This is a genomic window from Janthinobacterium glycogeni, from assembly GCF_051380725.1.
In the GTDB taxonomy this organism is placed as follows: domain Bacteria; phylum Pseudomonadota; class Gammaproteobacteria; order Burkholderiales; family Burkholderiaceae_D; genus Janthinobacterium.
Genome location: NZ_JBNYXP010000003.1, coordinates 326,718 through 353,279, shown reverse-complemented (window position 1 = coordinate 353,279; position 26,562 = coordinate 326,718). Strand labels below are relative to the sequence as shown.

The following is a 26,562-nucleotide window of genomic DNA, read 5'->3' as shown; positions in this document are numbered from 1 at the left end:
GCGGGCGTCGCCAAGAAGGGCCGTCCCCTGGAAACGCGCGCCTCAGTAGCGCGCATCCTTGGGCTTGCCGCCCTTCGGCCAATCCTTGACCTTGTCGGGGAAGTCCGGGCGCGGCATGTGGGTGAAATACTCGGCGACGTCGACGGCGTCCTGGTCGGACAGGTTGCCCTGGCCCAGCGGGAATTTCTGGCCGTGGCCCATCACCATATTGGCCTTGACGAAGCCAGCCGCCGTATAGGTGCGGGCCATGCCGGCGCCGATATTGAAGGAACGCTCGCCCCACAGCGGCGGGAAGGCCACCACGCCGTTGGCGCCCTTGATGCCTTCGCCATTCGCGCCATGGCAAACGGCACATTGCTCGGCATACACCTTTTTGCCATGCACGGGATCGGGCAGCAGCTTGCGGTCGATCTTCGCCACGCCGCGTCCCGCCACCTTGTCGCCCGCCTGCGTGGCGCCCTTCATCCAGTCTATATAGGCAACCATCGCCTGCAGGTCGGGGCCGTCCACGGGCAGCGGCTTGCCGTGCATGGAGCGGCGGAAGCAGCCGTTGATGCGCTCGCCCAGGCTGATCACCTTGCCGGCGCGCGGCGCTTCCGACGGGAAGAAGGCGGAAATGCCGAGGAAGGGCGAACCGTTGGCCACCGTGCCGCCATTCAGGTGGCAGCTGCTGCAATTGAGGTCGTTGCCCACGTTTTGCGGCAGGCGCGCGCGCGTTTCCGTCATCAGCTGCATGCCGTGGATCAATTGATTGGCATTCGGATCGGCCGTCAGGGCGGCGAAGCGGGGCGTGACGAAGCCGCCCGCGTCCGGCGCCTTGAGCTTGAGCTCCTTGCGCACCCTGGCGATCTGCGCAGGCGTGACGGGGGCGCCTTGATTGCCCCACTTGCCGCGCACAAAGGTGAGGATTTCCGCCAGTTCCGTGTCCGACAGGCGGTCATACGCGGGCATGCCGAAGGAACGGGGCGAGTGCTGCGTGACGGCCGACTGCCAGCCCGTCAGCGCGATATGGATGACAGAGGTGGCGTCTTTCGACTGCACCGAGTCGTTTTGCGCCAGCGGCGGGAAGATGTTGTCCACGCCACGGCCGTCGCGGCGGTGGCAGGTGGCGCAAAACTGCAGGTAGCCGAGGCCGCCGCGCGTGTTGTACAGCGCATCGTTGCTGGCTGCCACCTGGGGCACCGCTTTCTTCGGCGGTGCGGCCGCCCTGTCCTTGGCGGGCAAGCCGTGCAGGTAGTGCGCCAACGCGTCGAGGTCGGCATCCGTGAAGTACTGCGTGCTGTGCGTGATGACTTCCGTCATGCTGCCGGCCGCCGTGCCGAAGCTGTTGCGGCCCGTTTTCAGCAATTGCACGATATCGGCCGGCGTCCACAGATTGCGCAGGTTCACCGCGTGCCAGCCGTCGAAGGTGAAGCCGGACAGGTAATGCTTGCCGCCGCTGCCGTCCTGGCCCATGGTTTTTTCCTGGAAAGCCACGCCGCGCGGCGTATGGCAGGAGCCGCAATGGCCGAGTCCCTGGGCCAGATAGCTGCCCCGGTTCCACATGGCCGACTTGGCGCTGTCGGGCTTGAATGGCGCATCGTCGAGGAAGGCGGCGTTCCACAAGGACAAGCCCCAGCGCATGCTGAACGGCCACTTCATGTCCGTTTCGCGGTTTTGCTGCGCCACGGGCGCCACGCCGCGCTGCAGATAGGCGTACAGGGCCTGCATGTCGCCGGGCGTGATCTTCGCGTAGGAAGGGTAGGGCATGGCCGGATACAGGTTGTGACCGTCCGCCGCCACGCCCTTGCGCATGGCGCGGTCGAATTGCGCGAAGGTGTACGTGCCCAGGCCCGTCCTGACGTCCGGCGTGATATTCGTGCTGTAAATGGTGCCGAACGGCGTTTTGAGTTCCAGGCCGCCGGCCATGGCGGCGCCGTTCGGGCTGGTGTGGCAGGCCACGCAGTCGCCCAGGCGGGCGACATACTCGCCGCGCTTGATCAGCTCGACCGAGGCCGTGGGCGCAGGCGCGGCCCAGGCGCTGGCGCAGCAGGCCAGCATGCCCAGGAGCATGACGGCAAGCCGGCCAAACATCGAAGGGGAGGAAGCGGGAGGGCGGCGCGAGCCGCGATGCAGGATGGAAATGGCGTTCATGGTGATCCTTTATTATTACGCGCAAGCTTACGCATTCGTCACCACGGCGAAAATTGGGAATTTCTATCGATCGACTAGGTAATCTTCCCTAGTGTCTTGCACTGGGAAATCCTGTAGGGGCGCCTGCAAGCTGGCCATGATGCGTTCGCGCAGCCAGCGGTGCGCCGGGTCCAAATGCATGCGCTCGTGCCACACCATGGCCATCTCGTAATCGGGCAGGGTGACGGGCGGCTCCCACGTGCGCACGGCGCCCAGCGCATTCTTCAGCAGGCGCGACGGCAGCAGGGCCACCATGTCGGACGCCGCCAGCAGGGGCGGGACGATGAGGAAATGCGGCACGGACAGCACCACCTTGCGCGTCCGGCCCAGCAGCTCCAGCGCCGTATCGACGTTGCTGCGGAAGCCGCCGCCGTTGGGCGAGACGACGATGAATTCCAGCGCGCAGAATTGATCGAGGCCGGGCGGCGATTGCAGCAGCGGGTGGCCGCGCCGGCTCGCCAGCACATAGTGTTCCGTGAACAAGGTGCGGTGGCGCAAGCCGGGCGGCGCTTCTTCCTGTGCCAAAAAGCCCAGGTCGACCTGGCCGCTTTCCAGGTCGTGTGCCATGCGCGCCGGCACCGCTTCGAACACGGCCATGCGCGACAGCGGCGCTTGCGCGCGCAAGGATGGCAGCATGGGCAGCAGGATCGCATACTCGGTGGCGTCGGCCGCCGCCAGATTCCAGCGCACTTCGGCCCTGGCCGGGTCGAACGCCTGTTCCGGCTGCAAGACTTGCTCGAGCTGGGCCAGCACGGCTTGCAGCGGTGCGAACAGGGCCAGCGCGCGCGCCGTGGGCAGCATGCCGCGCGGACCGGGCAAGAGCAGCGGATCGTCGAAGGCGGCGCGCAGCTTGCCCAGCTGCACGCTGACGGAAGGCTGGCTCAGGTGCAGCCGCGCCGCCGCCCGCGTGACGTTGCGCTCGATCAACAGGGCGTTCAGGGTCAGCAGCAGGTTCAAGTCGAGCTTACGTAAATTGTCCATGACTATACCTAGTATTTACTTTATTCATTTCCACTATGATAGCGCAAGCCCTACAGTAGTTCCTGTGATTTCCACTCTTCATTTATTACAGGAGCTAACTGATGCAACTCCATGAATATACAAGCTTTGATGGCCTGGGACTGGCCCAACTGCTGCGGGAAGGCAGCGTCTCGGCCGCCGAATTGCACGACGCGGGCAGGCGCGCCTGCGCCGCCGTCAACCCGCAGATCAATGCCGTGGTCGAGCTGTGGCCGGCGGATTTGACTGCCATCGACAGCGTTGCGCCGTTCGCCGGCGTGCCATTCCTGATCAAGGACGTGGCCGTGACGATGGCGGGACGGCGCAGCGAAGCGGGCAGCCGCCTGGGCGCCGGCCATGTCGCGTCCTTTGATTCCCACCTGATGACGCAATTCCGCGCCGCCGGCCTGGCGACGTTCGGCCGCACGAGCACGCCGGAAATGGCGTTTGCCACCACCACGGAACCGGTGCTCTATGGCGCCACGCGCAACCCGTGGAACCTGACTTTGAGCGCGGGCGGTTCCAGCGGCGGCGCGGCCGCGGCCGTGGCGGCCGGCATCGTGCCGCTGGCCCATGCGACGGACGCGGCCGGTTCCATCCGCGTGCCGGCCGCCTCGACGGGCCTGTTCGGCCTGAAACCTAGCCGGGGACGGGTATCGAACGGCCCCGCCATGGACGAGATCTTCAGCGGCCTGGGCGTGCAGCTGGGCGTGAGCCGCAGCGTGCGCGACAGCGCCGCCTTGCTCGACGCCGTGCAGGGAATACTGCCGGGCGAGCCGTACGTGACCAGTGCACCAGGCCACAGCTGGCTGTCGCAGGTGAGCCAGGAACCGGGCAAGCTGCGCATCGGCGTGCAGCGCGCCGCCTGTAATGGCGCCCGGCCCGCGCCCGCCATCGCGGCCGCGCTGGACGCCAGCGTGCGCCTGCTGGAAAGTCTGGGCCACCACGTGGAAGAAGTGTCACCCGCGCTGGGCGTGTCGTGGGAAGCGTTCGTGCACGCCAATGCCGGTATCTGGTGCGCCAACCTGGTGCCGTGGATCGACGCCCTGGCGCAGGAAAGCGGGCGCGCCGTGTCGTTGGACACTCTGGAAGCGGCGACCCTGGCCTGCTACCGGTACGGGCGGACGGTATCGGCCGTCGATTTCGTCGCCGCCCTCGACGTGCGCAACACGGTTACGCGCCGCGCGGGCGCCGTGTTCGGCCAGCATGACGTCGTGCTCACGTCCACCATGCGGGATGTGCCGTGGCCGCTGGGGCGCTACGGCGAAAAGGAAGAACAGCTCGATGGGCTGGGTTGGACGGCGCGCCTGTTCGAACACTCGCCCTACACGCCGCTGGCCAACGTGGCGGGCTTGCCGGCCATGTCCGTGCCCTTGGGCATGTCGAATGACGGCTTGCCGATCGGCATGCAATTCATGGCCGGCTATGCCAAGGATGGCGTCCTGCTGCGCCTGGCGGGCCAGCTGGAGCGGGCGGCGCCGTGGGGGCAGCGTCGCCCATCCGTGTGGGCAGGGAATTAAGCAGGGCGATTACAGGGCGGCGAGGCGCGCTGCGCCCCGGTTTTCCATACCTAAACGAAATCGCTCCCACAGCCGGTCGTGGAAGGGCAGCACGATCACGTTGCAGATCGGCTCGACCACGGCCAGCAAGCCGCCGAAGGCCATGGATCCCGTGGCCCAGTACATGACGCCGAAGGCCACGCCCATGTGCAGGGTCGTCTGGCTGAGTTTTTCGCCGGCCAGGGCGGCAAAGCCCAGGCGGCTGGCGGCGTGGCGCCGGCGGATCGCGTGCCAGGCTTTCTCGTGCCACGGCAGCAGGGCCACGTTGATGACCGGTTCGATGATCGCGGCCAAGCCGCCGAGCGCCAGGGACCCCGTCAGCAAATAGGCGAGGCCGAAGGCGATCGACATGTGCGTGCACACCTGGCTGACTGTTTTGATGGCGGTGAACAAGGGAGCCTCCTTTTCTGTTGAATTCGCTTATCCTTGATTTAGATAGTAACGATTCTCATTTACAAAAGGAAGCAAAATATTTCAACCGGCACTATAGTTTAAAACTATCGAAAAAAGACATTCATTTGCAATGATGCTAGCGCCGGTTCAGGCAACCGCCGTCGCCTGCGACCAGACGGCTTGCCAGCGCCCGTCGCGCCATTCGTAGCTATCCGTATGCCAGTAGCGTGCGCGCGGCACGGCGTGGCCGCCGAAGACGATTTCCAGTTGCGCCTGGTAACGCAGGACGGCGGCCATGCCGTACAGGCGCACGCTGATCGCTTGCGGCTCCCAGCTCACATAGCGTATGTGGCCGGCGGCGATGGCGCCCAGGTATTGTTCCCGCGACAGCATGCTGCCGATCGGCGTAATCAGCTGGAAGTCGTCGGCGTGCAGGGCGCGCGCCGCTTCGGTATCGGCCGCCACCAGGGCACGCAAGCGCTCGCGTTCGGTATGGCGCAGCAATTCCATCTGCTGTTCAGTATTCATCGCTGTATTGAAATCGGTCATGGCAGTCCTGTCCGGGTAGGTGATTGACACTTTGACGGTTTTTGTCCAAAGTTATCTTGACACTATATGACCATAGTGTCAAGATTCCCGCATGACGACCGCCCCCCTGAAACGCCAGCACATCCTCGACGCGGCCCTGCCCGTGTTTTGCCGTTACGGCTACCGCAAGACGTCCATGCTCGACATCGCGCAGGCGGCCGCTATGTCGCGCGCCGCGCTGTATTTGCACTTCAAGAACAAGGAAGACGTGTTTCGGGCCGGTTCCGAACGGGCCCATGCGGCCGTGATGGCCCAGGTGGCGGCAGCGCTGGCCCAGTCCGGTCCCGTGATTGCGCGCATCGAAACGGCGCTGCTGGCATTCCAGCAAGGCTTGATGGCGGACATTGCGGCCAGCGCCCATGGGCAGGAATTGTTCGACGCCAACATGGCCCTGGCCGCCGACATCACCTTGAACGCGCGGGCAACGCTGGTGGCGTCGCTGGCGGGCGCGCTGGAACAGGCCGAAGCGGCGGGCGATATCGCGCTGCGCCGGGTGGACGCCGATGCCGCGCAAGTGGCCGCCTTGCTGGTGGCCAGCATGGACGGCATCAAGCACATGCAAGGGGGAGGGGAGGCGTTGCGTCAGGGCATCGCGCTGCACATGCGCGTGCTGGGCGCGGCGCTGCTGCGCATGTGAGCGGCGAAGCTCGCATGCGCAGTGGGGCAAAGGCTGTTACGGCAAGGTTTTCAGCACGTTCTTCGTCGGCACGGAGAAATTATAGTTGTCGTGGCGGTCCCAGTTGATCGACCACGTCATCACGCCGCGGAAGTCCGGATACGCCTGCAGCGGCTTGATGGTGCCGCAATTGAGCAGGCGCGTCAGGCAATTCAGTGCATTGCTGACGTCGGCATTCGTCGTGAAACCCGAGCCGGCCGAACTGCGCCCCGACGGCACGCCAAAGCCCACCTGGTCCGGACGCAGGCCGGCGAAGGTATTGCCGCCATAGTTAAAACCTTCGATCAGCATGCGCGCCGTGGCCACCAGCTGGTCGGCCGAACCCGCCTTGATGGCGCCCGTGGCGTACGGCGTGTAGATGTCGCCATTGTTGTAGTACTGCGGGTGCAGCACCGTCAGCTCGCTGCGCAAGGCATTGATGATGGGAATGTAGGCGCCCCAGATGCTGCCATAGCTCGTGTATCCCCCTTCCACATACACCCATTCCGGCGCCATCGACAGGTAAAAGCCGTTGCCGACCTTGGCTTTCAGGTTTTTCACGGCGATCGGCAGATAAGTCTGGATGGCCGCGCCTTGCGCCACGCCGTTTTCCAGGTCCAGGTCGATGCCGTCGAAGCCATATTTGGTGATGATGGCGTACAGGCTGTTGGTAAAATTGGTCGCTTCGGCCGTGTTGCCGACGGAAACGGAGCCGTTTTGCCCGCCCAGCGACAGGATGACCTTCTTGCCCTTGGCCCGCTTGGCGGCCACGTCGGCGATGAATTGCGCTTCCGTGCCCGCGCCCGGATCGATGGTCAGGCTGACATTGCCGCCGCCCGCATTGTCGCCGAACGAGACGACGATCACATCCCAGTCATCGCTGACCTGGCTGATCGGATACGTGGCGCCGCTGGGGTTGGTGAAATTGTGCCAGTAGCCGATCAGCGCGTGCTTGGCCAGGCCGGTGGGCGTCGGTGTTGGAGTCGGGGTTGGCGTAGGTGTCGGAGTGGGAGTCGGAGTGGGAGTCGGCGTAGGTGTTGGGGTAGGCGTGGGTGTCGGAGTGGGAGTCGGCGTAGGTGTTGGGGTAGGCGTGGGCGTTGGAGTTGGTGTCGGCGTGCCGCACTCTCCCACCGCCGTCCACGGCTGGCCGCTGCCGGCGCCGCCGCTGCTGGTCGACGGGTTATTTCCTTGCGTCCACCAGTTGGCCGTGTAATTGACGTTGTTGTAGCTGGCCTTGCCGCCGCCGTTGTAGGCGGTGCCGCTGCTCCACGGTGTAAAACAGGCGACCGCTTCCGTCGAGGCGGCCAGCAGCTGGCTCGCGCCGCCGTTCGATCCGCCGCTGCCGCCACCGCAGGCGGCCAGGGTGCCGCCGAAGAGGGTAAGGATGAGGGTATTCATGACTGTCCGGTTCATTGCATCTCCTTGTATATTTTTAGACCGACCGGCTGGACACCGTCCGATTTTTTCAGAGTGCAAGCATTGCAGGTGGTAGTCAACTGGTTTTATTCTTTGCGCTAGATCACAATACCAGTTGCCACCTTATGCCGGAAGAAGGGCGATGCGAGCCATACCAGTGGCTGTTTTCTGGCGCGCTGGTATGGTGTGCGGAATGAGGCCGGGAGCAGGGCGGGGAAGGGAGGTGGACGCCAGGCAGGGTCCGGCGGCAGTTACGGTGCGGTTTCCTTGCGCAAATCGGCAGACGGCACGCGCGACAGATCCAGCAGCATCTGCGTCAAGGCCAGTATCTGGCGCTGCATCAGCCGGTAGTCGAGCTGGGTCGTGGTGTCGATGCCATGGTCGAGCAAATAATATGGTTGCGCCATGTAATGAAGCGTGGGAATGGGCTGGGAAGCGCGCATATACGTGGCTTCGCCAAACCAGGCGGCATGCTGCTGGCCGGGTTTGGTCGACGGCAGCACGAACGCGGGTGCCGCGTTGACCTGGCTCAGCATGGCGTAGGACGCCTCCAGCAGTGCGGGCGTGCGCGGCGAGAACAAGGCGGCCGGCTCGAACTTGCCCGTGGGATGCAAATATCCATTACTGTCGGGCAGCACCTCCATCGCGCCCAGGTGCTCGATGGCCAGCATGACGGCCATGCGCTGCGTCAATCCATCGTCCTGGTGGCGCTTGAAAAACTGCTCGATACCCACGCCAGGCCTGTCGCCGGACACCACTTCCAGGCCCCAGCCTTCCGGCTGCACCGACCATTGCCGGAAGCCGACAGGGTCGAAGCGCAGCTGTTTGACACCGGCGCGCGCCAGGCGTTCATGCAGGGCGTCGATATAGGCTTCATGCTTGGGCGATCCCGTGGCGCGCAGGCGGCGCTCAGCTTGTCGCGGGCCGCAATTTACCACGGGACTAGGCAATCGGCCGACACGCATCAGGAGGCGATATCCTGTTTTCCAGCGCGCCCAGTTCCATTCGTTAAAGAAAGCCTGTAACTTCCTGGAAAACACCGTGCCATGATGAAAGCGAAAATGATGAGAAAGATATTGATACTGGGCGCAGGCGGACAGGTGGCGCAATGGGTCATCCGCGCCTTGGCGGGCCGTGACGACATCGCCTTGACGCTGCTGCTGCGCAATCCCGCCAAGCTGCCCACGCCAGTCCGGGCAAACGCCAGCGTGCTGGCCGGCGACGTGCTGGACCAGGCATTGCTGCGGCAAACGATGCCCGGACACGAGCTGGTCTACGCCAATCTGGTGGGCGACGATATGGAAGACCAGGCCAACAGCATCATTGCCGCCATGCGGGCCTCAGGTGTCGAACGCCTGGTTTTCGTGCTGTCGATGGGCATCTACGATGAAGTTCCCGGCAAATTCGGCGCCTGGAACAACGCCATGCTGGCCGAAGACCTGAAACCATTCCGCCGCGCCGCCGACGCCATCGAAGCATCGGGCCTGGCATACACGATCGTGCGTCCAGCCTGGATGACGGACGAAGACGAAGTCGACTACGAACTGACGACGCGCCACGCGCCATTCAAAGGCACCGTGGTATCACGCAAGAGCGTGGCAGACCTGATCGCCAGCATCATCGAAGCGCCAGACTTGCACCGGCACGCCAACCTGGGCGTGAACAAACCGAACACGGACGGGGACAAGCCGTATTTCATGTAGCGTGCTCAAGCGCCGCTGGCTAGCGGCGGCGACAGCGGCGCGCAGATGGGAGAAATCGCATTTGCGATCGGGCGGTTGGCAAAATGGGGGGGTTCTCAAATTCTTCGATAACTTCGCATAATTTATAGAGTGTAGTGCCAGCGCGAAAACTGTTATCAGCGCGTCAAGAACGAGGCTTGGCGCGGGCTGGCGCCCAATAACAGTAAATTAAAAGACGCTGAAAACTTTTCCACCACAGACAGCCATGCGGCGCGCACCTCTGGCGAGCGCGACCGCTCAATGTGCATATCTAGCAACACTGTGCCAGCTGGAATGCCAAGAATTTCTGACACCCGAAGCGCAACATCGTCGCTCAAAAAGTCCTTGCCCGTGCGGTAGCGGCTCAACTGGGATTTAGACAGATTAAGGGGCGTTTGAAGGGCGTAGTCGGACGGCAAATCAAGCCGCAGCCGAACCCGATCAAGGTATTCGCAGGTGTTCATCGTATTTCTCCCAAGGTCGAAAGCCCCCATGCCTGGGCGCTGATTGTCAAAGCATAGTCCATAGTCCCGACACTAGCAACGTGCCTAATCGCTTGACTAGTACCGCGAAGCGGGACTATATTGCGTCCTGTTGGGCGGTTTTATCAATCGCTCCCAAGGCAAAGCCCGCAGGCATGCGGGGCCGCTCACATTCCTTTGCCGGGGAGAATGCCTTGGGAGGCGATCATGTCAGTTACACAAAATTACAAAACGGCATTGCCAGCATGAGGCACGCCGGCGACGCCGCGACCGGCGAACTCCCATTGCACAATGTGGCCGCCCTGTTCGTGCGCGCCAATTCCATTTACAAGACCATGCCGGCCGTTGACGCCTGGGACGCAAAGCGCGATGCCCGCAACTGGCGGGGGGGCATGCCGGTGGTAGCGCATCCACCGTGCCGCCTGTGGGCTGGTCTGCGCCATATGGCGACAAAGGGCCGTCCAGACGAAAAGGAGCTGGCGGTGTGGTCTGTGGCTATGGTGCGCCAGAACGGCGGCGTGCTGGAGCATCCGCGACGGTCCACGCTGTGGGCGCACTGTGGTTTGCCGATGCCAGGCAAGCGCGACGAGTTCGGCGGCTGGACGCTGCCGATTCTACAAAGCGATTTTGGCCATAAGGCGGAAAAGGCCACGTTCCTGTACGTGGTGGGCTGCATGCCGGCCGAAATCCCCGATTTGCCCGCTCTGGACCTTGGCTATGCCACGCATGTAGTCGGCACCAGCCGTTCAACGCGTCCGGGCATGCTTGGCCACCGGCCGGAAATCAGTAAGGCTGAGCGCGAACATACGCCGGCCGAACTGGCGCATTGGCTCGTCGCCCTGGCTCAACGCTGCATGGTGCCAGCATGAGACACCTGGCGCATGAGCTGGTGGCCGTCGCCGCCGTCGCTGGCCCCCAGCTGACAAAGCAGGAATTGGAAACGAAGGCATTCCTGGCCGAAATGGACGCCGTGTGCGCGCAGATTAATGCGACGCCGCGCGAGGTGCGCATGGAACGCGCCGCTGCCGTGCTGGCGACGATCGCCACGCCGGCAGACGTCGAGGCCGTGCGCGCCGCGTACTGGATGCGCTTGCCGATGGCCGCCCGCATGGTGGCCGTAATGTCGGCGCGCATGCCGAAGGAGCGCGCAAGCGATGCGCTGTGCAAGTTCGATGCGCTGGAACGTGGCCGCATCTGGTGCGAAGTCGCAAAACTGCGCGCCAATCTGGAAGTGGTGCAAAAGTGCATGAACGGCGGGCGCATGCCTGGAACTACCGGGAAGGCGCACTGATGGTTACCTATTGGTTAATGAAGGGGGTGGCCGCTCTGCTGATGGGAACGTTGGCGGCTTGTTTGGCGGTCCTCATATGCATCATGTTACGTATGGCTTATCTGGTGTTTATGGGCAGGTACGACTGATGCATCTGCACATGGGCATACCGTCGCGCATGGCCAGCGCCGTGAAGAGCATGTTTGGCGGCCTGAACGTGTCGCGCCAGCGCGTGGTTGACGCCGTGCTAGCCGACGACCAGCGCCTGCCGCTGGCCGACAGCAATGGCGCAATGACTGGCCAGGGCGCTATCTCGGTGGCCGCCTTGCAGGCCGCGCGCGAGTGCTACGAGGTTTGTTCGAGCCTGCACGACGAGCACGCCATCAAGGCGCGGATTGACGCGATATGCGGCCGGCGCGGCGTCAAGCCGCCAGTGGCGGCAACGATAGGCGGCTACATCGCACGCGCAGCAGATCATGCGTGGTGGCGCCGCGCACTACGCAAGGAACTGATGCGCCGATTCGAACATACGTCGATTCAGCTGGGCTTGACCTACGTGCGCGCTGATCCGTATGTCAGCCGTGAAACGTGCCTGGCACAAGCGGCGCAAAACGAGGCGAACAAGAAGGCGCTGGCGGCCGTCACGGCCACCAATGAAAACGGCGACGTCTACAGTCTGGCCGAACTGGCCGAGCTGGGCATGGGTAATAAAACCCTGCGCCGTGGCGAATTGATGCTGCGCATACGCGGCTTTGAAGAGGTGGCCGACAAGATGCGCCACGTAGGCATGTTCTGGACCATCACTTGCCCCAGCAAATACCACTCGGTGGGGGGCACGAACGCGAAGTACGCGGAATTCGGCAGTCCAACGCCGCGCGCGGCGCAGGCGTATCTGGTCAAGGTGTGGTCTGCCATCCGTTCCGCGCTGCACCGTCGGGGTATCCAGCCCTACGGCTTCCGCATCGCTGAGCCGCACACGGACGGGTGCCCGCACTGGCACATGCTGCTGTTCGTCGCGCCTGAGCATCAGGCGACCATGGAAACGGTCATTCATGCCTACGCCATGCGCGAGGATGGCGACGAGCCAGGCGCCATCAAAAACCGCGTCAAGCTGGTGCGGATCGAGGCGGGGAAGGGCACGGCGGCGGGCTACATCATCAAATACGTCTGCAAGAGCATTGACGGCGCAGGCGTAGGCGACCACAAGGCATTTGAGGATGGCCGCACTTACGTCATCGTGCCCGATATGTTCGACAAGAAGGAATTCACGGCATCCCAGCGCGTCACCTATTGGGCGCAGGTACACGGAATTCGCCAGTTCCAGCAGATCGGCGGCGTGCCGGTGGGCGTGTGGCGCGAGTTCCGCCGCCTGTCGGAGGAGTCGGTGCGCAATGCGCCTGAGCCTATCCGTGAAGCCTACCAGGCCGCGCAAAAAGTCGAGTCCGAAAACCCAGCCATCGCCCAGCGCGCCGACTTCGCCCGCTTCATATGGGCCATGGGCGGGCCTACGGTGGGGCGCGGTGCCACGATCAGGCTTGCGACAAGGGAAGAGGGCGTAGTAGGCCGCTATGAACAGGTGGAAGCGCACAGGCCAGTAGGCGTATATCTGGCGGCGCAGCCGCATGCGGTCTATGAGTCCACCCGCTACCGCTGGACGATAGACCGGGCCGGGGTGGCCCTTGCCGTTCCTCGGACTGGTGTAAATAACTGTTCGCGCCCAGCCAAAGAACCGGCGCCGTACCAGGCTGAAAATAAAAAATTCGTTCCGGCCTTCGATGTTGGCCGGACGTTTGACCGGGACGGCAAGCCCTGCGCGCCGCCAGAGGCGATCCAAACCTACCTGCGGCACAAGAAACGCCCAGCGGGCGCGCCGTCGGCCCATCTGCTGCACTTGCAGCGCAAATACAAGGACGATCATGCATGAAAAATTGAAGGCCGCGTTCTCAAAACTGAGTGCGATAGCGGCGGCGTACCTGCCGTCCGGCTACAAAGAAACATTGCTGCAAATGGCAATGGAAATAGACCGCCTGCGGGCGGAAGTTGATGAACTGAAAGGGAAATAACCATGTATCAGGTATATACGGCAGTAAAGGTAGTTGACGAAGAGCTCGAGCGCCACGGCCAGGTGGGCGTTGTTGTCAGCGCCAGTCAGGACGGCACGCCCGTGACGGTCAAGTTTGAAGAAGCGGATTCCGACGGCGCGTTATCGTCGGAATTCACCCTCGATCAAATCCGGGGCTTGTAAGACCATGGCCGCCGTGAAAACGAAGTTGGGGCGTATTCCGTGTGATTGCTGCGGCCATCCTGTCTTGTTGAAGGAAAACGAAGCGGGCACGCTGACCATGGCATGCGACGAGTGCGACGTGTCGGCGTTTGCAAAGCGCGGCACGGCAGCGGCCAGCCGCTGGCGCAGCAGGTTGCCTAAGGCAGACGTCCAGGAGTCCGCGCCCGCGCCAGTAAAACCGCCAGTTGCGCACGCTCCTGAGAGCGTGCCTAAGGTGGTGCCGCCGCCAGTAAAAAAGGCTGGCCCGTTCGATTATCTCGTGAAGGGTGCATGATGGAAGAGTTAGACAGCCTGGCCATGCAGGCCGCAAACCTTGACGGTGAGGTGGCCAGCACGACGCCAGGCGCGATGCTGGAACAGCAGGAACAGGCCGCCGTCATGGGCCTGGCCGAACAGAACAGCCGGGGCGTGTCGATGATCATGGCCCTGGCCGTGCCGATCCTGGGCAAGTTGTATCCCTCGCTGGAAGGCGTCTATACGCCTGAGGCGTGCGGCCAGGTGGCCGCCTCGCTGGGGCCGGTGCTGGCAAAGTACGGCATCAATCTGGAAGAGTGGGGCGGGAAGTATCAGGAAGAAATCGCGGCGCTGTTCGTGTGCGGCCCGATTGCCTGGGCGACGGTGCAGGGCGTCAAGGCGGATATCGCATCGCGCGCGCCGGCCAAAGCGGTGCAGATGGACAAGGCGCCGCAACAGCGGGTGCCTGTCACGCCCGCGCCGGTGATGGATCATGCGGTGCTCGGGACGGCGATAGCATGAAAACAGATCAATCCAACAGCGCCGAGGTGATCGCCGTCATCGGCGCCACCGGCAGCGGCAAGGGCGTCTTCATCAAGCAATATGCCCTGAAAAAGTCCGATAAGCGCCTGCTGATATGGGACTACATGCGCGAATACGGCGCGTTCGTGGACGTGATTACGGACAAGTTGGGCGTGGCCATTCAGGCACTCAAAGCGGGCCAGTTCCGCATCGCATTTCAGCCATCGTTCGATGACAAAATCCGCGCCCAGCAATTCGACCTGTTCTGTCGCGCTGCCGTGCATGCGGGCAATCTGCGGCTGGTGATCGAAGAGCTTGCTTTCGTCACGGCGGCCACGCATGCGCCGGCAGGCTGGAAAATGGCGACATCGGTAGGGCGTCACAAGGGCTTGCGCATCATCGGCGCCAGCCAGCGGCCCGCCCAGGTCGATAAGGCGTTCTGGTCGAACTGCACGGAAATTCATTGCGGGTTCCTCAATTTTGAAGCTGACCAAAAAGTCATGGCATCGTCGCTATGCGTCACTGTTGACGATATAAAAGGCCTGGAACCGTTGCAATACATACACAGAAACGTGCGAACGAAAGAAAATGTGAAGGGCCGGGTCAAGTTCTCTTAGGGAGCGTGCCTAAGGCAACAATTTTGCGTCTGTAGGGGCAAAAAAATACAGTGAATTCTGATTTTCCGAATTCACTTTTTTTATCCATACACCAGGGGAAACCTGAAATGACGCAAGCTGAACTGACTAAATTGGGCATCGCCCTGGGGGTGTGCTACGCCGCATACAAATTCGTGGGCAATCCGATGGTCAAGGGCGCGGCCGTTGCCGTCGGCGCCGTGATTGTCGCCAAAAAAGTGCCGTACCTGTCCGCCGCATTGGCATAAGGGGGCGACATGGGCCAACGTCTGAAACTCCTTCCTTTCAACAACGTCGTGAACAACGGCGTTGCCACGCTCGACCTGAACAACCTGCTGGGCTACACAATCGAGCGCATGACGTTCGTCTTGGGCGGTACTGCGCTGACGAAAGCCATGCTCGCCAGTATCCAGTTGAAGGCAAACGGCAAAATCATTTGGGACAGCACCGGCGCCCGCCAGGACGCCCGCATGCAGTATCGCGGCATCGCCGCCGCCGCTGGCTTCCTGACAATCGACTTTTCCGAAGTGCGCAGCAAAACCGAGCTCGGCCAGAGCCTGGGCGCCATCGACACGACCGTCGGCATGCAAAACCTGAAACTGGAGCTGACGATTGCCGGCGCCACAGCGCCGACGATCCAGGGCTATGCCGAAGTGAGTCGTCCACAGGTGGACGGTGCCGAACTGGCAACGCGCAACCTGATTGCACGCATCCACAGCACGACCGTGACCATTGGCGCCGGCGGCACGTTCTCGTTGCCAATCCCGCACGTCGAAGTGTCGAGCGGCGGCAGCTTGTTCAAGCGCTGGGCGATCTTCTCGGCCAACATGACGGGCTTGCTCATCAAGAAAAACGGTATCGTCATCGAAGAAAACACGAAGGCGCTGAACGACTTCTCGCAACTGGAATATCGCAAGGTGCCGCAAGCGGGCTTGTTCATGCAGGACTTCATCGTTGACGACAACCAGTCGCAGATTTTGAATACCCGCAACGCACAGACCATGGAAATCCTGGGCACCTTCTCGGCCGGCGAAACCATTACCATCGAATCAGAAGTGCTGGAACCGCTGGACGCGTTCTAAGGGGGCGCCATGGACGAAAATTCCGACCTGGGCGCCTGGACGCTCTCCAAGCTGGGCAACGTCATTGACGCCTATGTTGATCGTACGATCAACCGGCCCCAGGTGGTACACGATTCCAGCGCCGCGTACGGCGTGGACAGCAACGGAAACCTGTACAACCTGGGCCAGACCAACAACGGCCGTAGCACCGTCAGCGTTGGCATGAACCCGCTGACGCTGGCCTTGATTGCCGTCGTCATCGTCCTGATGGTGAAGAAGTAATGGCGGGCGTTCCTGTGGATCCGTGGAGCGCCGGCCTGATGGCGGCAGGCGGCATTGCCAAATCGGCAATGCAGCCTGGCGGGCCGTCGAGCGCCGGGGGCAACCAGCAAAACAACGATTACGACGGCTCCGCATGGTCCGTAAGCGTGGGGACGGGTTCCGGCTCTACTTCGGCGTCGGCGACGAATGCGAAAACCGATTCGCCCGTGTCGTCGGCGGCGGCTGGCCTGTTCAAAAATCCGTTGCTGCTGATCGGTCTGGCTGCTGCGCTGTACTTCGTCCTGCGCAAATGAAGTTCGTCGCGCTCCCTCACGATGACGCCTGCCGCTTGATGGCGGGCCTGGCGCTCAATCCGAAAACGGATACGTCGGGCGGCATTGCCGGCATCGCCGATTTTATCGGGGATGGCCTGTCTTTCCTGCTGACCGGCAGCGACGGCCAGGCGCTGGCGGCGTTTGCGGTGCAAGTGGTCCAGCGTGAGCGGGGCAGGGCGCTGGAAGTGTGCGCGGCGCAGCACCTGGGCGCACGCGGCGACCTGACGAGAACCATCCTGCCGGAAATCGAGCGCGTGTTTGGCGTGGGCTGCGACGTGATGAACATCTATACACGCCGCACGGGGCTGGTGCGCAAGCTGGAACAAGCCGGGTATGCCGAAGTGGCAAAAATCATGCAAAAGAAACTGAGGGCATAACATGGGCGGCAGTTCATCATCGAAGACGTCGCAAGCGTCAACCACGCAAGACAATCGCCAGGTCATCACGAACACCAGTTCGTCATATGACCTGAGCAATCGCAGTACCAATGCTTACGACTTGAGCGATAAGAGCCAGTCGAACAGCAACAACAATCTGTACGACGCCAGCAGCACGAACACGACGACCAACACCTATAACAGCACGCTGGACGGTGGCGCCATCGCGGGCGGCCTGGCCGTGGCGAGTGACGCGCTGAGCAAAATGTTCGGACTTGCGGAGGCGACAACCGGAGCGGCGACGGCGGCCACAAAAAGTGGCTACAGCTATGCGGACGGCCTTTTCAATTCCGCGCTTGACTTCGCTGGCGCGAATGATGCGCGCCTGGCAAGTGCGTATGACCGGGCGTCGGCGGTGCAGTCGGGTGCGATCAACCAGTTGCAGGGCGCTTACGCGGATGCCAAGGGCACGAGCGCGGCGCAGGAAAAGATAATTCTGGCGGTGCTGGTCGTCGCTGGCATTTTTGCCATGTCGGCGTTTAAAAAGGCGTAACCATGCAATACGACTTCAATTTGCCGCCAAACGGTGGCCAGGTCATTGACGTAAAGGGCCGCTTCGTCAAATACCGTTCGGGAAATTCCAGCATTCGCGTGCGCATGTCTAATGGCGGCTACGTCGATCTGCTGCCAGGTCAAGGCGTCTGGGGTGTCGATTACGCTGGCTTGACGGTTCAAGACCGTAGCGGCGCAAATAATGCCGGCTCCATCATTGCGGGAGACTTCGATTTTCGAGACGACCGCATTACCGGAACGGTCGATGTGGTGGACGGCGGCAAGGCCCGCGTGATAACTGGACGCGCATTTTCCGGTGCGGTGGCCATTACGCCAAACGCCGGCCAGTTCGGCACGCTGAGCCTGTTCAATCCGGCCGCATCGCCATCGCGGGTGATGATCGAGCAGCTTGTTATTTCCTCGAACACAAGCGGGGAAATTGGCGGCTACATCGGCTTGAGCCAGGTTCCAAACAATCAATCCGTGGTGTCCTCGCCGTCATCGAAATTGTCGGGCGGCGCAGACTCGGCATGCATTTTCACGCGCAATACGTCGGTGGCGGCGAACCCCTACACGGGCAAGGCGGTATTCGATAACTTCTTGGTCGCCGGCCAGCCATACACATACCGCCTGACGGAACCGATTGTGCTGCTGCCAGGGCACTGCCTGACCATCGCGCACACAGTGGCAAATGGCGCGCTGATCCTGACGGCTGAGCATTTCGAAGAGTTGATAACGTGAATCTGAGCGAGTCCGCAATTGCAGCCCTGATAGTGGTAGCAGTGGTGGCCTATGCGGCTTACGAAATGGGGCCCAATGAAGATAGCGGCGAGACTGACCAGGCGCCAGGCCTTGAAGACTACGCCTATCAGGCAATCAGCATTTTTGAAAGTGAAGAAATGAACAACAACGTGAATGCCTTCCTGTCCGCCTTGCGGGTGGGGGAGGGAACAGCAGGGCGGGACGGCTGGCGCACGCTCATGGGTGGCGCGCTGTTTGACAGCTTCGCAGATCATCCGGCCCGCCTGGGCTGGCGTGGCACGCCCTTGTCGGCGTCGATGTGCGCAGGCGCAGGCTTCGGGCCTGGCTGCGTATCCACGGCGGCGGGCGCCTTCCAGATCAACAAGCCGACGTGGAACCGCGTGGCGGACAAGCTGGGCCTGACGGACTTCACGCAGGCAAGCCAGGAAGCGGCCGCAATCGAACTGATCCGGGAAAAGGGCGCCTTGAGCGATGTAGCGGCGGGCCGCGTGGCCGCCGCCGTCAGCAAGGTGCGCAAGGTGTGGGCCAGCCTGCCAGGCGCTGGCTACGGCCAGGGCGAAGTTGCGCTTGCCTCTTTCGTCAACCATTACGCAAATGCAGGGGGTAGCGTCGCATGAGTTCCAAGGATATTTTAGTACTGGCCGCGCTGGGCGTCGGCGCCGTCATCTACATGCAAAGCCGCAAGAAAACGGCGGTTGCCGGCGGCACGAACCCGAACAACAGTGACACGCTAAACGTTAGCGACCAGCTCTGGACGTCGCTCCTGGGCGGCGCCTGGACGATGATCCGTGACGCGAAGAATCCGGACGGCACGTTGGCATTCTTGAAGAAAAATTGGATGGGGCAGACCGTCACCAGCGACGGAAAGCCAGTGGGTTCGCAGTTGGCTGAAATGTTCCCGTATGCCTACGGCGACGGGGTGCAGGACAGCGTTGATTACGGATCAACCACAAACTTTATTGGCGGCCTGTTCCCGAGCCTGGCTGGCACGGAGTGGCAATAAATGGGCACTGCTGACCAGCTGAAAATTGGCGCCGTGGTGCTGGGCCTGCTGGCAATCGTCTACCTGCTCAAAAAAAAAGGGGCGGCGGGCGATCTGGGTGCGGCTGTGGGGGGTGCAGTAGTTGAGGCGGCCGGCGGCGTGGTTGCGGGAGGCGCGTTGACCATTGGCGACTGGCTGAACCTGCCACGCACAGAAATGAGTGCTTGCGAGGCGGCAAAGGCAGCGGGCGATACCTGGGAGGCATCGTTTGTCTGCCCAGCGGGTGATTTCCTGTCCTACGTCTGGCGGTAACAATGAACCTGTCCAAAATCGTTCCGACGGTGCCCGAAGTGGCCCGCGAAGGCTTGATCGTGCTGGGCGGCATCCTGATTGCTGCCTACGTGCTGAGCCATTTCCCGAAAATCCGCGATTGGGTGGCCGCACAGTCGATAACGGTAAAAGACACGAGCGGCCGCACACTTTATTAAAACAAGGGGAAATGCATGAATCGACTGAAAGAGCCGTCCACCTGGGCGGGCTTCGCGGCGCTGTTCCAACTGGCGAAGATGGTGGTGCCGCCTCAATACCATATCGTGGTCGACGGCGCCACGGCAATGGCGGGCGCGCTGGCTGGCGTGATCGCTGAGAAAGGCCCGGTGGCGAAATGAGCGCCGTAGACCTGTTCCTGTGCATTACGTCGTCCGGCGTCCTGCTGCAAGGCCTGGGCGCCATGCGCTGGGCCGCGAAGATCGAAGCCCGCGTTGAAGCGCTGGAGGCCGCATAATGGGCCGCCGCACGCCGCCGCGCAAGGCAAACGGACAATTCCGCAAGCGCAAGAAGAAGTGAAAAAGGCCCGCAGATCGCGGGCCTTTTGTTAATATTGAATCTCTTTTCCGGGGAGAAACAATGAGCGGTACAACAGAAACCACATACTACACAAATGGCAAGGTTACGGTTACAAATGCCCGTCTTATAGTTGGTGACGAAACACATGCAATAAGTGGAATTACATCGGTAAAGCTTGGGGTGAAGCGGCCAAATAGACTCTTGCCTATAGCGCTTATTCTTCTTGAATTTTTTGCGATTTCAAGGGGTGAAAGCTATGCGTCACTTTCTATAGTGCACTGGGCCGTTATCCTGCTGCCGGGAATAATCTGGCTGTCACTGCAGCGCACACACTATACGGTCACGCTTGCAAGTGCGTCCGGCGAAAGTCGGGCTTTGAAAAGCAAGGTAAAACCGTTTGTAAGCGAAGTCGTAGAAGCCATAAACCAGGCGATTGTACGTAGAGCCTAGAAAGGTGATCAAAGCGCGATGCGCGCCTGGTCGAAGTCATCGAGCCGCAAATCAGTGATTTGCGGCTCTTTTTTTGGCCGGCGCACGGCCAGTTCGATGACGTCACCGCGGACAATGCCAAGGCGCGGGCCAAGGGCGGCCATGTTCATTTGGCGCCGGATATCGGCTTGCTCCATCTGGCGCAGGCGCATGTATTCAGGAACCCACCACGGCACGCGCTGTTTGCCGCTGAGCCAGTCGCGCACGGTGCGTTCGTCGCGGCGCAGGGTGCGCGCCAAGTCGGCCACGGGCATGCCCATGGCGTAGTGGGCAAACTCGGTAGGGTTGCCGTATCGGAGGTTTGGGAATCTCATTTGTTATTTTTGATTATGGAAGATCGCATACCATAAATCGGTATTGCGATTTCCATAACGATGAAAAGGAGGATTTTTTCTCACTGGCACTACACTTCGCATAATTTATATTATGTAAAATAGCAAAAAGAGTGCAGAATCAAAGCAGTACATGTAGTTCCTCGAAAAAGTCTAGCATTTTACGAAATTATGTAAAACGCCAAATCCCCCTCTATTCCCCGTTTTGCCGCCCCAGTTCGCCGGGCATTATATCCGAATGAAAAAGACAACAACCCGCCGCAAGCCGAAGCCGCCAGCAGCCTATTTTTCCTACCAGCTACGCCAGCCAGCAATCGACCTCTTTGGAGAGATTGCCGTCATTGAGGACGATCTATACGATTGGGTGGCCTCTGTCGCGCCGCTACACCTCAGCCCCCGGGCCTTCGCCAACTACGTGCGCGGCTACGACGTCTCCGCCAAGTTGCGCCACGCAAAGCTGCACGACCTGTTCGACGCCATCAAGGATCGCCCGTCGCGCCCATGGCATGCCCGCCTGGCAATGCACGCCATCATGTAAAAAGGCCCGCGATCTGCGGGCCTCTGCTATTTCTTCTTGCGCTTGCGGAATTGCTCACGTGCAGATCGCGCTATAGATGTCGCTTGCAGCACTCGCAGCGCTCACGCTTATTTTTCTTCGCTTCCAGGCAGAAGCACCATGCAGATATGGGTATGCAGACGATTATCAGAGCGATTCCTATTGCGAGGTCGATATGGTATGGGCTCATTTAATTCTCAACAATGTCAGAAAGAAAATTTATTCTATCAAGTAAACGGTTTATCACGTTACATTTTGTAACAAGGCACGCAATTTTCGGGCCTTGTCTATTTCTTCTTGCGCTTGCGGAATTGTCCGTTTGCCTTGCGCGGCGGCGGCGTTCGTTTGCTTATGGTGTAGCCCTCGTCAGTTCAGGTTTCATTACGCGCCGGTCGGCACAGGCAGAAAGCCGCCCGCCCGATGTTGCTTGAATTTTTATACAACATATTGTGCAATATATTGTATTCTTGAGTCTCATCGAGGAGAAACCGTAGAATGCGCCACCACTTATGCCTGCTTCAAGCGCTGTCGGCGCTGTCCATCATTTGCGCATCGGGCGCGTTTGCCGAGGCGCCGGGCATCTCGCGAGGCGAAAAGGGCGCGATCATCGCCTCTCTCGACAGCACCTTGAATACGAACTACGCGTTTCCGGACATCGCACGCAAAATTGCGCCCGTGCTTCAGGAACGGCTGAAAAAGGGAGATTATGATTCGGCGATCACGAAGGCGGAGTTTGCGAGCAAGCTGACCGACGATCTCATCAAAGTCAGCGGCGACCTGCATTTCCTGGTGGGAGCCGACGCCCAATGGATCGCGGAGTTCAAGGCGAAGACCAACCCGGCGCTCAAGGCCAAAATACGAAAAGAAGAATTGAGCAGGCTGGAAGAGACCAATTTCGGCTTCGACGAGGTCGCTCGCCTGCAGGGCAATATCGGTTATTTACGGTTCAGCTATTTTGCCGATCCCGAGCTGGCCTATGATACGGCCGCGTCCGTTATGCGCTTCGTCGGCAATACGGATGCCCTCATCATCGATTTGCGCTATAACAATGGCGGGCATCTGGAAATGGCGCAATTCCTGGCGAGCTATTTCTTCTCCAGCGAGAAAGACCAGTTGCTATTCGACTACTATTACAATGAGGATGGCAAGCGCATCCAGCGCGGACAATGGGTGCTGCCGGGCCTGCCAGGCAAACGCATGGTGGACAAGCCGGTCTATATACTGACCGGCTCCACATCGTTTTCCTCCGCAGAATGGTTTTCCTATGCGATGAAGAAGCTCGGGCGAGCAACGCTGATCGGGGAGCGGACCGCTGGCGGTGCGCATCCGGTTGCGCGCAAGCCGCTCAACGATGATTTTTTCGTGCAAGTGCCGATCGGACAGATCCGGGATCCCGTGGACCATGGCGATTTCGAAGGTGTCGGCGTGCAACCTGATATCCCTAGCCCCTCTATTCGCGCGCTCCCTCTGGCGCACAAGCTCGCGCTTGAAACTCTGGCGAAGACCGATGACGCCAGGCGAACCGAACTTGCCTGGCTGCTCCCGAGCCTGACGGCAGCTATCGAGCGCCCGCACGCCGATGCCGCGGTGTTGACAACAGCCGCCGGAAAATACGAAGGCCGCCAGATTATCCTGGACAATGGCACGCTCTACTATCTCTGGCGCGACCGGTTTCGGGTCGCGCTTGAGCCGATCGGTCCCAACCTCTTCGCGGTGGAAGGCGTGTCAGATTTTCGATACCGCCTGAATACCTTACGCGGCAAAGTGACGGCGCTGGAACGCGTGAACAAGGATGGCAGCATCCAGAGGTACAAGCGCCTTGACTAAAGAGACCCATCACCCGGCCGCGATCGATGACGCCGTGTTTCTCGGCCGCGCTGTCGAACGGCTGAGCGTCCTGATCGCTGAGCAATCCAAGACTGTCTTCGATACGATGGGGATCGTCATCCCGGTTCGTTCGTGTTCGCTGATGACTGTTCTGGCAACGCGCGGCACGGCCTCCGCCGCGGATCTGGCGCGCGAGCTCGGACATTCGCATCAGCTGGTCATGCAGAAGATACCAAAGCTGCTCCGTCTGGGCCTCATACGGTATCGGAACGATGACAATGATGCCCGCCGCCGACTATTGGTGCCCACGGAGGAAGGCTTGTCGCAGCTCGCGAAATTCGAGCAGTGCACGGTGCTGATCCGGGCAGCCTATGCCGGCCTGTTTGCCGAGGTGGGGGATGTCAGGCAATTCGTGGACCGGGCCGCCGATGCGCTCAACGAGAAGCCGCTGGACAAGCGCATCCATTCCCCGGTGCGTTTGACCTGATGCACAAGCAGTTTTGTATTCAGTTTTTACCGGCTATCCCCATGCTTTCCATGATCCTGGCTGTATTATCCTTGCAGTCCAGCTCATCGGGTTTTGCCTCGATCATCTGAATCAGCGACAGCAGATGCGCCTTGTTCTGCGCCAGCCGCACTTCCAGGGATTCGATATCGGCGATCTTCTTCTTGAGCGCCACCATCAGCTCATCATGTTTCCATGATGAAATATCCTCCGGCAAGACTTGCCTGATTTCGTCCAGGGAAAAGCCCGCCTGCTGGGCGTCGGTGATGATGGACAGTACCGCCACCGCTTCCAGCGGATAGTCGCGGTAGCCGTTCGATTGCCGGTCCACGGCTTTCAGCAAGCCCTTGGCTTCGTAGAAACGTATCGTTGACGCCGCCAGGCCGCTGCGCTTGGCCAGTTCGCCGATTTTCATCTTTTTTCCTGCTCCCTTATTGTGGTGTGTTATTCCGCAGGGCCGCGAGCAGCGCTTGCGCCACTTCCTTGCTCGATCCGGGGTTCTGGCCCGTGACGAGCCGGCCATCGGTCATGACGAAGCTGCCGAACGGGATGAAGCCTTTATCATATAGCGCTCCCCTGCCCTCGAGCTCGCTTTGCAGCAGATAGGGTACCTGATCCTTGATGCCGGCCAGCGATTCCTCCGTATTCGAAAAACCCGTCACACGGCGCCCTTGTATCAGCGGCTTGCCGTTTTCGTCCTGCAGGTCGAGCAGGCCGGCGGCGCCATGGCAGACGGAAGAAACGATGCCGCCGTTGCGGTAGATCGCCTCGGCAATGCGCTTGAGGTCCTGGTTGCCCTTGAAATCCCACATCGTGCCATGGCCGCCCGTGTAGAAAATAGCCCGGTAGCCAGCAGGATCGATGTCGGCCGCCGCTCGTGTCGATTCCAGCGCCGCCATGAAAGCGGGATCTTTCAAGTGGCTTTTTGCGGCGGCATCCATATACAGCCATCCCAGGCTGCGCTCATCGAGCGGCACGACGCCACCGTTCGGGCTGACGAAGTCGACGCCAAAGCCGGCGTCCTTCAGCGCGTCATACACATGCGTCAGCTCCGTGAGCCAGAGCCCGGTATGGTCGTTTCTGCTCGGATACTGGGAATGATTGGTCATGACCACGAGTACCGTACCTGGTACCCGTTTTGGCGCCGCTGGTTCGGCAGCGACGATCTGCATGAACAGCATGGGCATGAGAGCGAGGAAAAGCTGCTTGAAAACTGACATGGGGTCGTCCTCCTGATGGTTGAGTGGCCTGCGCCATGTGATCCACTATAAGCTTAAAGCCAACTTGAATGTCAAGCGGCAGATGGGCGGTGAAAGGAATTTTGTTGTCTCAGGCTGCTGCGTTTCTTCCAGCCTGTGTTGCGAACGGGACACATGCAAAAAAAGTGCGTTTTAGAGCTTGACCTTCAAGTTAGCTTAAAGCTTATCGTAAGGCCATCGCAACCCTGGAGATAAGCATGAAACCTTTTACTGCACTGACGCTGCCCAATGGAAGCGTCATTCCGAACCGCCTCGCCAAAGCCGCCATGGAAGAGAACATGGCTGACGGCGATCACGCGCCCTCACAGGAACTGATCCGCTTGTACCAGTCATGGGCCGACGGTGGCGTTGGCCTGATGATCACTGGAAATGTGATGATTGACCGGCGCGCCATGACGGGACCGGGCGGCGTGGTGCTCGATTCTGCGCAATTTGGCGCCCGCTTCGAGCAATGGTCGCGCACCGCCCGTTCACGCGGGGCGCAGATCTGGATGCAGATTAACCATCCCGGACGCCAGATGCCGGCCGCCATGGGACAGGAAACCATCGCGCCCTCGGCCGTGCCCATGGATATGGGCAACTTTTCCAAGCAGTTTTCCGCGCCGCGTGCAATGACGGAAGCCGACATTGCCGACGTGAAGCAGCGTTTTGTCAACAGCGCCAAGCTGGCGGAACAGTTCGGCTTTACGGGTGTGCAAATCCATGCGGCGCACGGCTACCTGCTCAGCCAGTTCCTCTCCCCTATTACAAATAAACGCACGGACCGCTGGGGCGGCTCGCTCGAGAACCGGGCGCGGCTGCTGGTGGACGTCGTCAACGAGGTGCGGCAAGCCGTGGGCAAAGGCTTTGCCGTCGCCGTGAAGCTCAACTCGGCGGATTTCCAGAAAGGCGGCTTCAGCTCGGAGGACGCCAGGCAGGTGGTTTCCATGCTCAACAGCCTGGGCGTGGACCTGATCGAATTGTCCGGCGGCAGTTATGAAGCCCCTGCCATGCATGGCCAGACCCGCGACGGCCGCACCTTGGCCCGCGAAGCGTATTTCCTGGAGTTTGCCAAGGACATCGCCACCGTGGCCACGATGCCCATCATGGTGACGGGCGGCATACGCCGCTACCCGGTGGTCGAGCAAGTGCTGGGCAGCGGCATCGCCATGGCAGGCATGGGAACGGCGCTGGCCATCGACCCGCACTTGCCGAAAGCATGGCGTGCCGATCAATCGGCCAGCCCCTTGCTCAGGGCCATTACGTGGAAAAACAAGGTGCTGTCGTCGATCGGCTACATGGCGATGGTGAAGTATCAGCTGCGGCGCCTGAGCCAGGGCAAGCCAACGAAGCCCAATGTGGCGCCCGCCCTGGCGCTGGCGATGCAGCAATGGGAAACCGCCATCAGGAACCGGCAGTATCGCCGCCGCATGAATAGCGGCGTGTGAATTGAATTTTTTAAATCCAACATAAAAGGTGGAAGCAATGAACATGAAAATTGCCGCGGCG

37 protein-coding genes are annotated in these 26,562 nt (G+C 61.0%); 27 read left to right on the top strand and 10 right to left on the bottom strand.

Going from position 1 to position 26,562, the window contains the following annotated elements; all coding sequences use genetic code 11:
- Positions 1-42: 42 nt before the first annotated feature.
- Together ACQ4W4_RS10050 and ACQ4W4_RS10045 are read right to left on the bottom strand one after the other, a co-directional pair.
- Entirely contained in the window at positions 43-2,133 is a 2,091-nt protein-coding gene (locus tag ACQ4W4_RS10050; protein WP_436541860.1) for a c-type cytochrome, read from the bottom strand.
- 63 nt (positions 2,134-2,196) lie between these two features.
- Entirely contained in the window at positions 2,197-3,153 is a 957-nt protein-coding gene (locus ACQ4W4_RS10045) for a LysR family transcriptional regulator (RefSeq protein ID WP_436541859.1), read from the bottom strand.
- Between the two features lie 101 nt (positions 3,154-3,254).
- Between ACQ4W4_RS10045 and ACQ4W4_RS10040 the strand changes: the two genes are divergently transcribed.
- On the top strand, positions 3,255-4,691 hold the full coding sequence (locus tag ACQ4W4_RS10040) for an amidase (RefSeq protein ID WP_436541858.1): 1,437 nt from the start codon (positions 3,255-3,257) through the stop codon (positions 4,689-4,691).
- A gap of 9 nt (positions 4,692-4,700) precedes the next feature.
- Here ACQ4W4_RS10040 and ACQ4W4_RS10035 read toward each other — a convergent pair whose 3' ends face one another.
- Complete coding sequence (locus tag ACQ4W4_RS10035; RefSeq protein WP_436541857.1) at positions 4,701-5,123, bottom strand: DUF2061 domain-containing protein; 423 nt, start codon at positions 5,121-5,123, stop codon at positions 4,701-4,703.
- A 147-nt stretch (positions 5,124-5,270) separates the two neighbouring features.
- Positions 5,271-5,672 (bottom strand): nuclear transport factor 2 family protein, encoded by a 402-nt coding sequence (locus ACQ4W4_RS10030; RefSeq protein WP_436541856.1) that lies wholly within the window; start codon positions 5,670-5,672, stop codon positions 5,271-5,273.
- A 91-nt stretch (positions 5,673-5,763) separates the two neighbouring features.
- Between ACQ4W4_RS10030 and ACQ4W4_RS10025 the strand changes: the two genes are divergently transcribed.
- The gene (locus ACQ4W4_RS10025) at positions 5,764-6,348 is read left to right on the top strand and encodes a TetR family transcriptional regulator (protein WP_436541855.1); all 585 of its coding nucleotides are present in this window, start codon (positions 5,764-5,766) and stop codon (positions 6,346-6,348) included.
- A gap of 36 nt (positions 6,349-6,384) precedes the next feature.
- On the opposite strand, the gene ACQ4W4_RS10020 is transcribed toward ACQ4W4_RS10025, so the two are convergent.
- The gene (locus tag ACQ4W4_RS10020; protein WP_436541854.1) at positions 6,385-7,764 is read right to left on the bottom strand and encodes a chitinase; all 1,380 of its coding nucleotides are present in this window, start codon (positions 7,762-7,764) and stop codon (positions 6,385-6,387) included.
- Positions 7,765-8,033: 269 nt separating this feature from the next.
- Positions 8,034-8,747 carry a hypothetical protein gene (locus ACQ4W4_RS10015; protein ID WP_436541853.1) on the bottom strand — a complete coding sequence of 238 codons (714 nt, stop codon included), beginning with the start codon at positions 8,745-8,747 and terminating at the stop codon, positions 8,034-8,036.
- Between the two features lie 81 nt (positions 8,748-8,828).
- Between ACQ4W4_RS10015 and ACQ4W4_RS10010 the strand changes: the two genes are divergently transcribed.
- Positions 8,829-9,485, top strand: a complete 657-nt coding sequence (locus ACQ4W4_RS10010) for an SDR family oxidoreductase (protein WP_436541852.1) — start codon at positions 8,829-8,831, stop codon at positions 9,483-9,485.
- Positions 9,486-9,640: 155 nt separating this feature from the next.
- Here the strand turns inward: ACQ4W4_RS10010 and ACQ4W4_RS10005 are convergent, their stop codons facing one another.
- On the bottom strand, positions 9,641-9,967 hold the full coding sequence (locus ACQ4W4_RS10005) for a hypothetical protein (protein WP_436541851.1): 327 nt from the start codon (positions 9,965-9,967) through the stop codon (positions 9,641-9,643).
- A 212-nt stretch (positions 9,968-10,179) separates the two neighbouring features.
- Here ACQ4W4_RS10005 and ACQ4W4_RS10000 point away from each other — a divergent pair, with 212 nt between their 5' ends.
- From ACQ4W4_RS10000 to ACQ4W4_RS09905, 20 genes are all read left to right on the top strand, one after another.
- Positions 10,180-10,854, top strand: coding sequence for a hypothetical protein (locus tag ACQ4W4_RS10000; protein WP_436541850.1), 675 nt, complete (start codon positions 10,180-10,182; stop codon positions 10,852-10,854).
- Positions 10,851-11,276, top strand: a complete 426-nt coding sequence (locus ACQ4W4_RS09995; protein ID WP_436541849.1) for a hypothetical protein — start codon at positions 10,851-10,853, stop codon at positions 11,274-11,276. The genes ACQ4W4_RS10000 and ACQ4W4_RS09995 overlap by 4 nt, the downstream gene beginning before the upstream one ends.
- Positions 11,277-11,352: 76 nt before the next feature.
- Positions 11,353-13,179, top strand: coding sequence for a replication endonuclease (locus ACQ4W4_RS09990; protein WP_436541848.1), 1,827 nt, complete (start codon positions 11,353-11,355; stop codon positions 13,177-13,179).
- Positions 13,172-13,318 (top strand): hypothetical protein, encoded by a 147-nt coding sequence (locus ACQ4W4_RS09985; RefSeq protein ID WP_436541847.1) that lies wholly within the window; start codon positions 13,172-13,174, stop codon positions 13,316-13,318. Before ACQ4W4_RS09990 ends, ACQ4W4_RS09985 begins: the two co-directional genes overlap by 8 nt.
- Before the next feature lie 2 nt (positions 13,319-13,320).
- Positions 13,321-13,500, top strand: a complete 180-nt coding sequence (locus ACQ4W4_RS09980; protein WP_436541846.1) for a hypothetical protein — start codon at positions 13,321-13,323, stop codon at positions 13,498-13,500.
- A 309-nt stretch (positions 13,501-13,809) separates the two neighbouring features.
- A complete protein-coding gene (locus ACQ4W4_RS09975) occupies positions 13,810-14,295 on the top strand; it encodes a hypothetical protein (RefSeq protein WP_436541845.1) in 486 nt (161 codons plus the stop codon).
- Positions 14,292-14,912 (top strand): P-loop NTPase family protein, encoded by a 621-nt coding sequence (locus tag ACQ4W4_RS09970; RefSeq protein ID WP_436541844.1) that lies wholly within the window; start codon positions 14,292-14,294, stop codon positions 14,910-14,912. The genes ACQ4W4_RS09975 and ACQ4W4_RS09970 overlap by 4 nt, the downstream gene beginning before the upstream one ends.
- Positions 14,913-15,019: 107 nt before the next feature.
- Positions 15,020-15,178 carry a hypothetical protein gene (locus ACQ4W4_RS09965; protein WP_436541843.1) on the top strand — a complete coding sequence of 53 codons (159 nt, stop codon included), beginning with the start codon at positions 15,020-15,022 and terminating at the stop codon, positions 15,176-15,178.
- Between the two features lie 9 nt (positions 15,179-15,187).
- Positions 15,188-16,012 (top strand): major capsid protein P2, encoded by an 825-nt coding sequence (locus ACQ4W4_RS09960; protein ID WP_436541842.1) that lies wholly within the window; start codon positions 15,188-15,190, stop codon positions 16,010-16,012.
- A 9-nt stretch (positions 16,013-16,021) separates the two neighbouring features.
- Positions 16,022-16,273, top strand: a complete 252-nt coding sequence (locus ACQ4W4_RS09955; protein ID WP_436541841.1) for a hypothetical protein — start codon at positions 16,022-16,024, stop codon at positions 16,271-16,273.
- Positions 16,273-16,566: a hypothetical protein gene (locus ACQ4W4_RS09950; RefSeq protein WP_436541840.1), complete on the top strand. Its 294-nt coding sequence runs from the start codon at positions 16,273-16,275 to the stop codon at positions 16,564-16,566. The genes ACQ4W4_RS09955 and ACQ4W4_RS09950 overlap by 1 nt, the downstream gene beginning before the upstream one ends.
- On the top strand, positions 16,563-16,964 hold the full coding sequence (locus tag ACQ4W4_RS09945; RefSeq protein WP_436541839.1) for a hypothetical protein: 402 nt from the start codon (positions 16,563-16,565) through the stop codon (positions 16,962-16,964). Before ACQ4W4_RS09950 ends, ACQ4W4_RS09945 begins: the two co-directional genes overlap by 4 nt.
- Before the next feature lies 1 nt (position 16,965).
- Positions 16,966-17,517 (top strand): hypothetical protein, encoded by a 552-nt coding sequence (locus tag ACQ4W4_RS09940; protein WP_436541838.1) that lies wholly within the window; start codon positions 16,966-16,968, stop codon positions 17,515-17,517.
- A 2-nt stretch (positions 17,518-17,519) separates the two neighbouring features.
- Complete coding sequence (locus tag ACQ4W4_RS09935) at positions 17,520-18,257, top strand: hypothetical protein (RefSeq protein WP_436541837.1); 738 nt, start codon at positions 17,520-17,522, stop codon at positions 18,255-18,257.
- Positions 18,254-18,895 carry a glycoside hydrolase family 24 protein gene (locus ACQ4W4_RS09930; protein ID WP_436541836.1) on the top strand — a complete coding sequence of 214 codons (642 nt, stop codon included), beginning with the start codon at positions 18,254-18,256 and terminating at the stop codon, positions 18,893-18,895. Before ACQ4W4_RS09935 ends, ACQ4W4_RS09930 begins: the two co-directional genes overlap by 4 nt.
- Positions 18,892-19,281, top strand: a complete 390-nt coding sequence (locus ACQ4W4_RS09925) for a hypothetical protein (protein ID WP_436541835.1) — start codon at positions 18,892-18,894, stop codon at positions 19,279-19,281. The genes ACQ4W4_RS09930 and ACQ4W4_RS09925 overlap by 4 nt, the downstream gene beginning before the upstream one ends.
- A complete protein-coding gene (locus ACQ4W4_RS09920) occupies positions 19,282-19,572 on the top strand; it encodes a hypothetical protein (protein WP_436541834.1) in 291 nt (96 codons plus the stop codon).
- A gap of 2 nt (positions 19,573-19,574) precedes the next feature.
- Entirely contained in the window at positions 19,575-19,748 is a 174-nt protein-coding gene (locus ACQ4W4_RS09915; protein WP_436541833.1) for a hypothetical protein, read from the top strand.
- Between the two features lie 15 nt (positions 19,749-19,763).
- Positions 19,764-19,928 (top strand): hypothetical protein, encoded by a 165-nt coding sequence (locus ACQ4W4_RS09910; RefSeq protein WP_436541832.1) that lies wholly within the window; start codon positions 19,764-19,766, stop codon positions 19,926-19,928.
- 238 nt (positions 19,929-20,166) lie between these two features.
- On the top strand, positions 20,167-20,556 hold the full coding sequence (locus ACQ4W4_RS09905) for a DUF6232 family protein (RefSeq protein WP_436541831.1): 390 nt from the start codon (positions 20,167-20,169) through the stop codon (positions 20,554-20,556).
- A gap of 8 nt (positions 20,557-20,564) precedes the next feature.
- Here ACQ4W4_RS09905 and ACQ4W4_RS09900 read toward each other — a convergent pair whose 3' ends face one another.
- Positions 20,565-20,909, bottom strand: coding sequence for a hypothetical protein (locus ACQ4W4_RS09900; RefSeq protein ID WP_436541830.1), 345 nt, complete (start codon positions 20,907-20,909; stop codon positions 20,565-20,567).
- Between the two features lie 256 nt (positions 20,910-21,165).
- Between ACQ4W4_RS09900 and ACQ4W4_RS09895 the strand changes: the two genes are divergently transcribed.
- From ACQ4W4_RS09895 to ACQ4W4_RS09885, 3 genes are all read left to right on the top strand, one after another.
- On the top strand, positions 21,166-21,465 hold the full coding sequence (locus ACQ4W4_RS09895; protein ID WP_436541829.1) for a hypothetical protein: 300 nt from the start codon (positions 21,166-21,168) through the stop codon (positions 21,463-21,465).
- Positions 21,466-21,978: 513 nt separating this feature from the next.
- A complete protein-coding gene (locus ACQ4W4_RS09890) occupies positions 21,979-23,310 on the top strand; it encodes a S41 family peptidase (RefSeq protein ID WP_436541828.1) in 1,332 nt (443 codons plus the stop codon).
- On the top strand, positions 23,303-23,797 hold the full coding sequence (locus ACQ4W4_RS09885; RefSeq protein WP_436541827.1) for a MarR family winged helix-turn-helix transcriptional regulator: 495 nt from the start codon (positions 23,303-23,305) through the stop codon (positions 23,795-23,797). The genes ACQ4W4_RS09890 and ACQ4W4_RS09885 overlap by 8 nt, the downstream gene beginning before the upstream one ends.
- 19 nt (positions 23,798-23,816) lie before the next feature.
- Here the strand turns inward: ACQ4W4_RS09885 and ACQ4W4_RS09880 are convergent, their stop codons facing one another.
- Both ACQ4W4_RS09880 and ACQ4W4_RS09875 read right to left on the bottom strand, forming a co-directional pair.
- Positions 23,817-24,230, bottom strand: a complete 414-nt coding sequence (locus ACQ4W4_RS09880; protein ID WP_436541826.1) for a MerR family transcriptional regulator — start codon at positions 24,228-24,230, stop codon at positions 23,817-23,819.
- A gap of 16 nt (positions 24,231-24,246) precedes the next feature.
- On the bottom strand, positions 24,247-24,924 hold the full coding sequence (locus tag ACQ4W4_RS09875) for a type 1 glutamine amidotransferase domain-containing protein (RefSeq protein WP_436541825.1): 678 nt from the start codon (positions 24,922-24,924) through the stop codon (positions 24,247-24,249).
- Positions 24,925-25,271: 347 nt separating this feature from the next.
- Here ACQ4W4_RS09875 and ACQ4W4_RS09870 point away from each other — a divergent pair, with 347 nt between their 5' ends.
- Positions 25,272-26,501, top strand: coding sequence for an NADH:flavin oxidoreductase/NADH oxidase family protein (locus ACQ4W4_RS09870; RefSeq protein ID WP_436541824.1), 1,230 nt, complete (start codon positions 25,272-25,274; stop codon positions 26,499-26,501).
- The last annotated feature ends 61 nt before the right edge of the window (positions 26,502-26,562 follow it).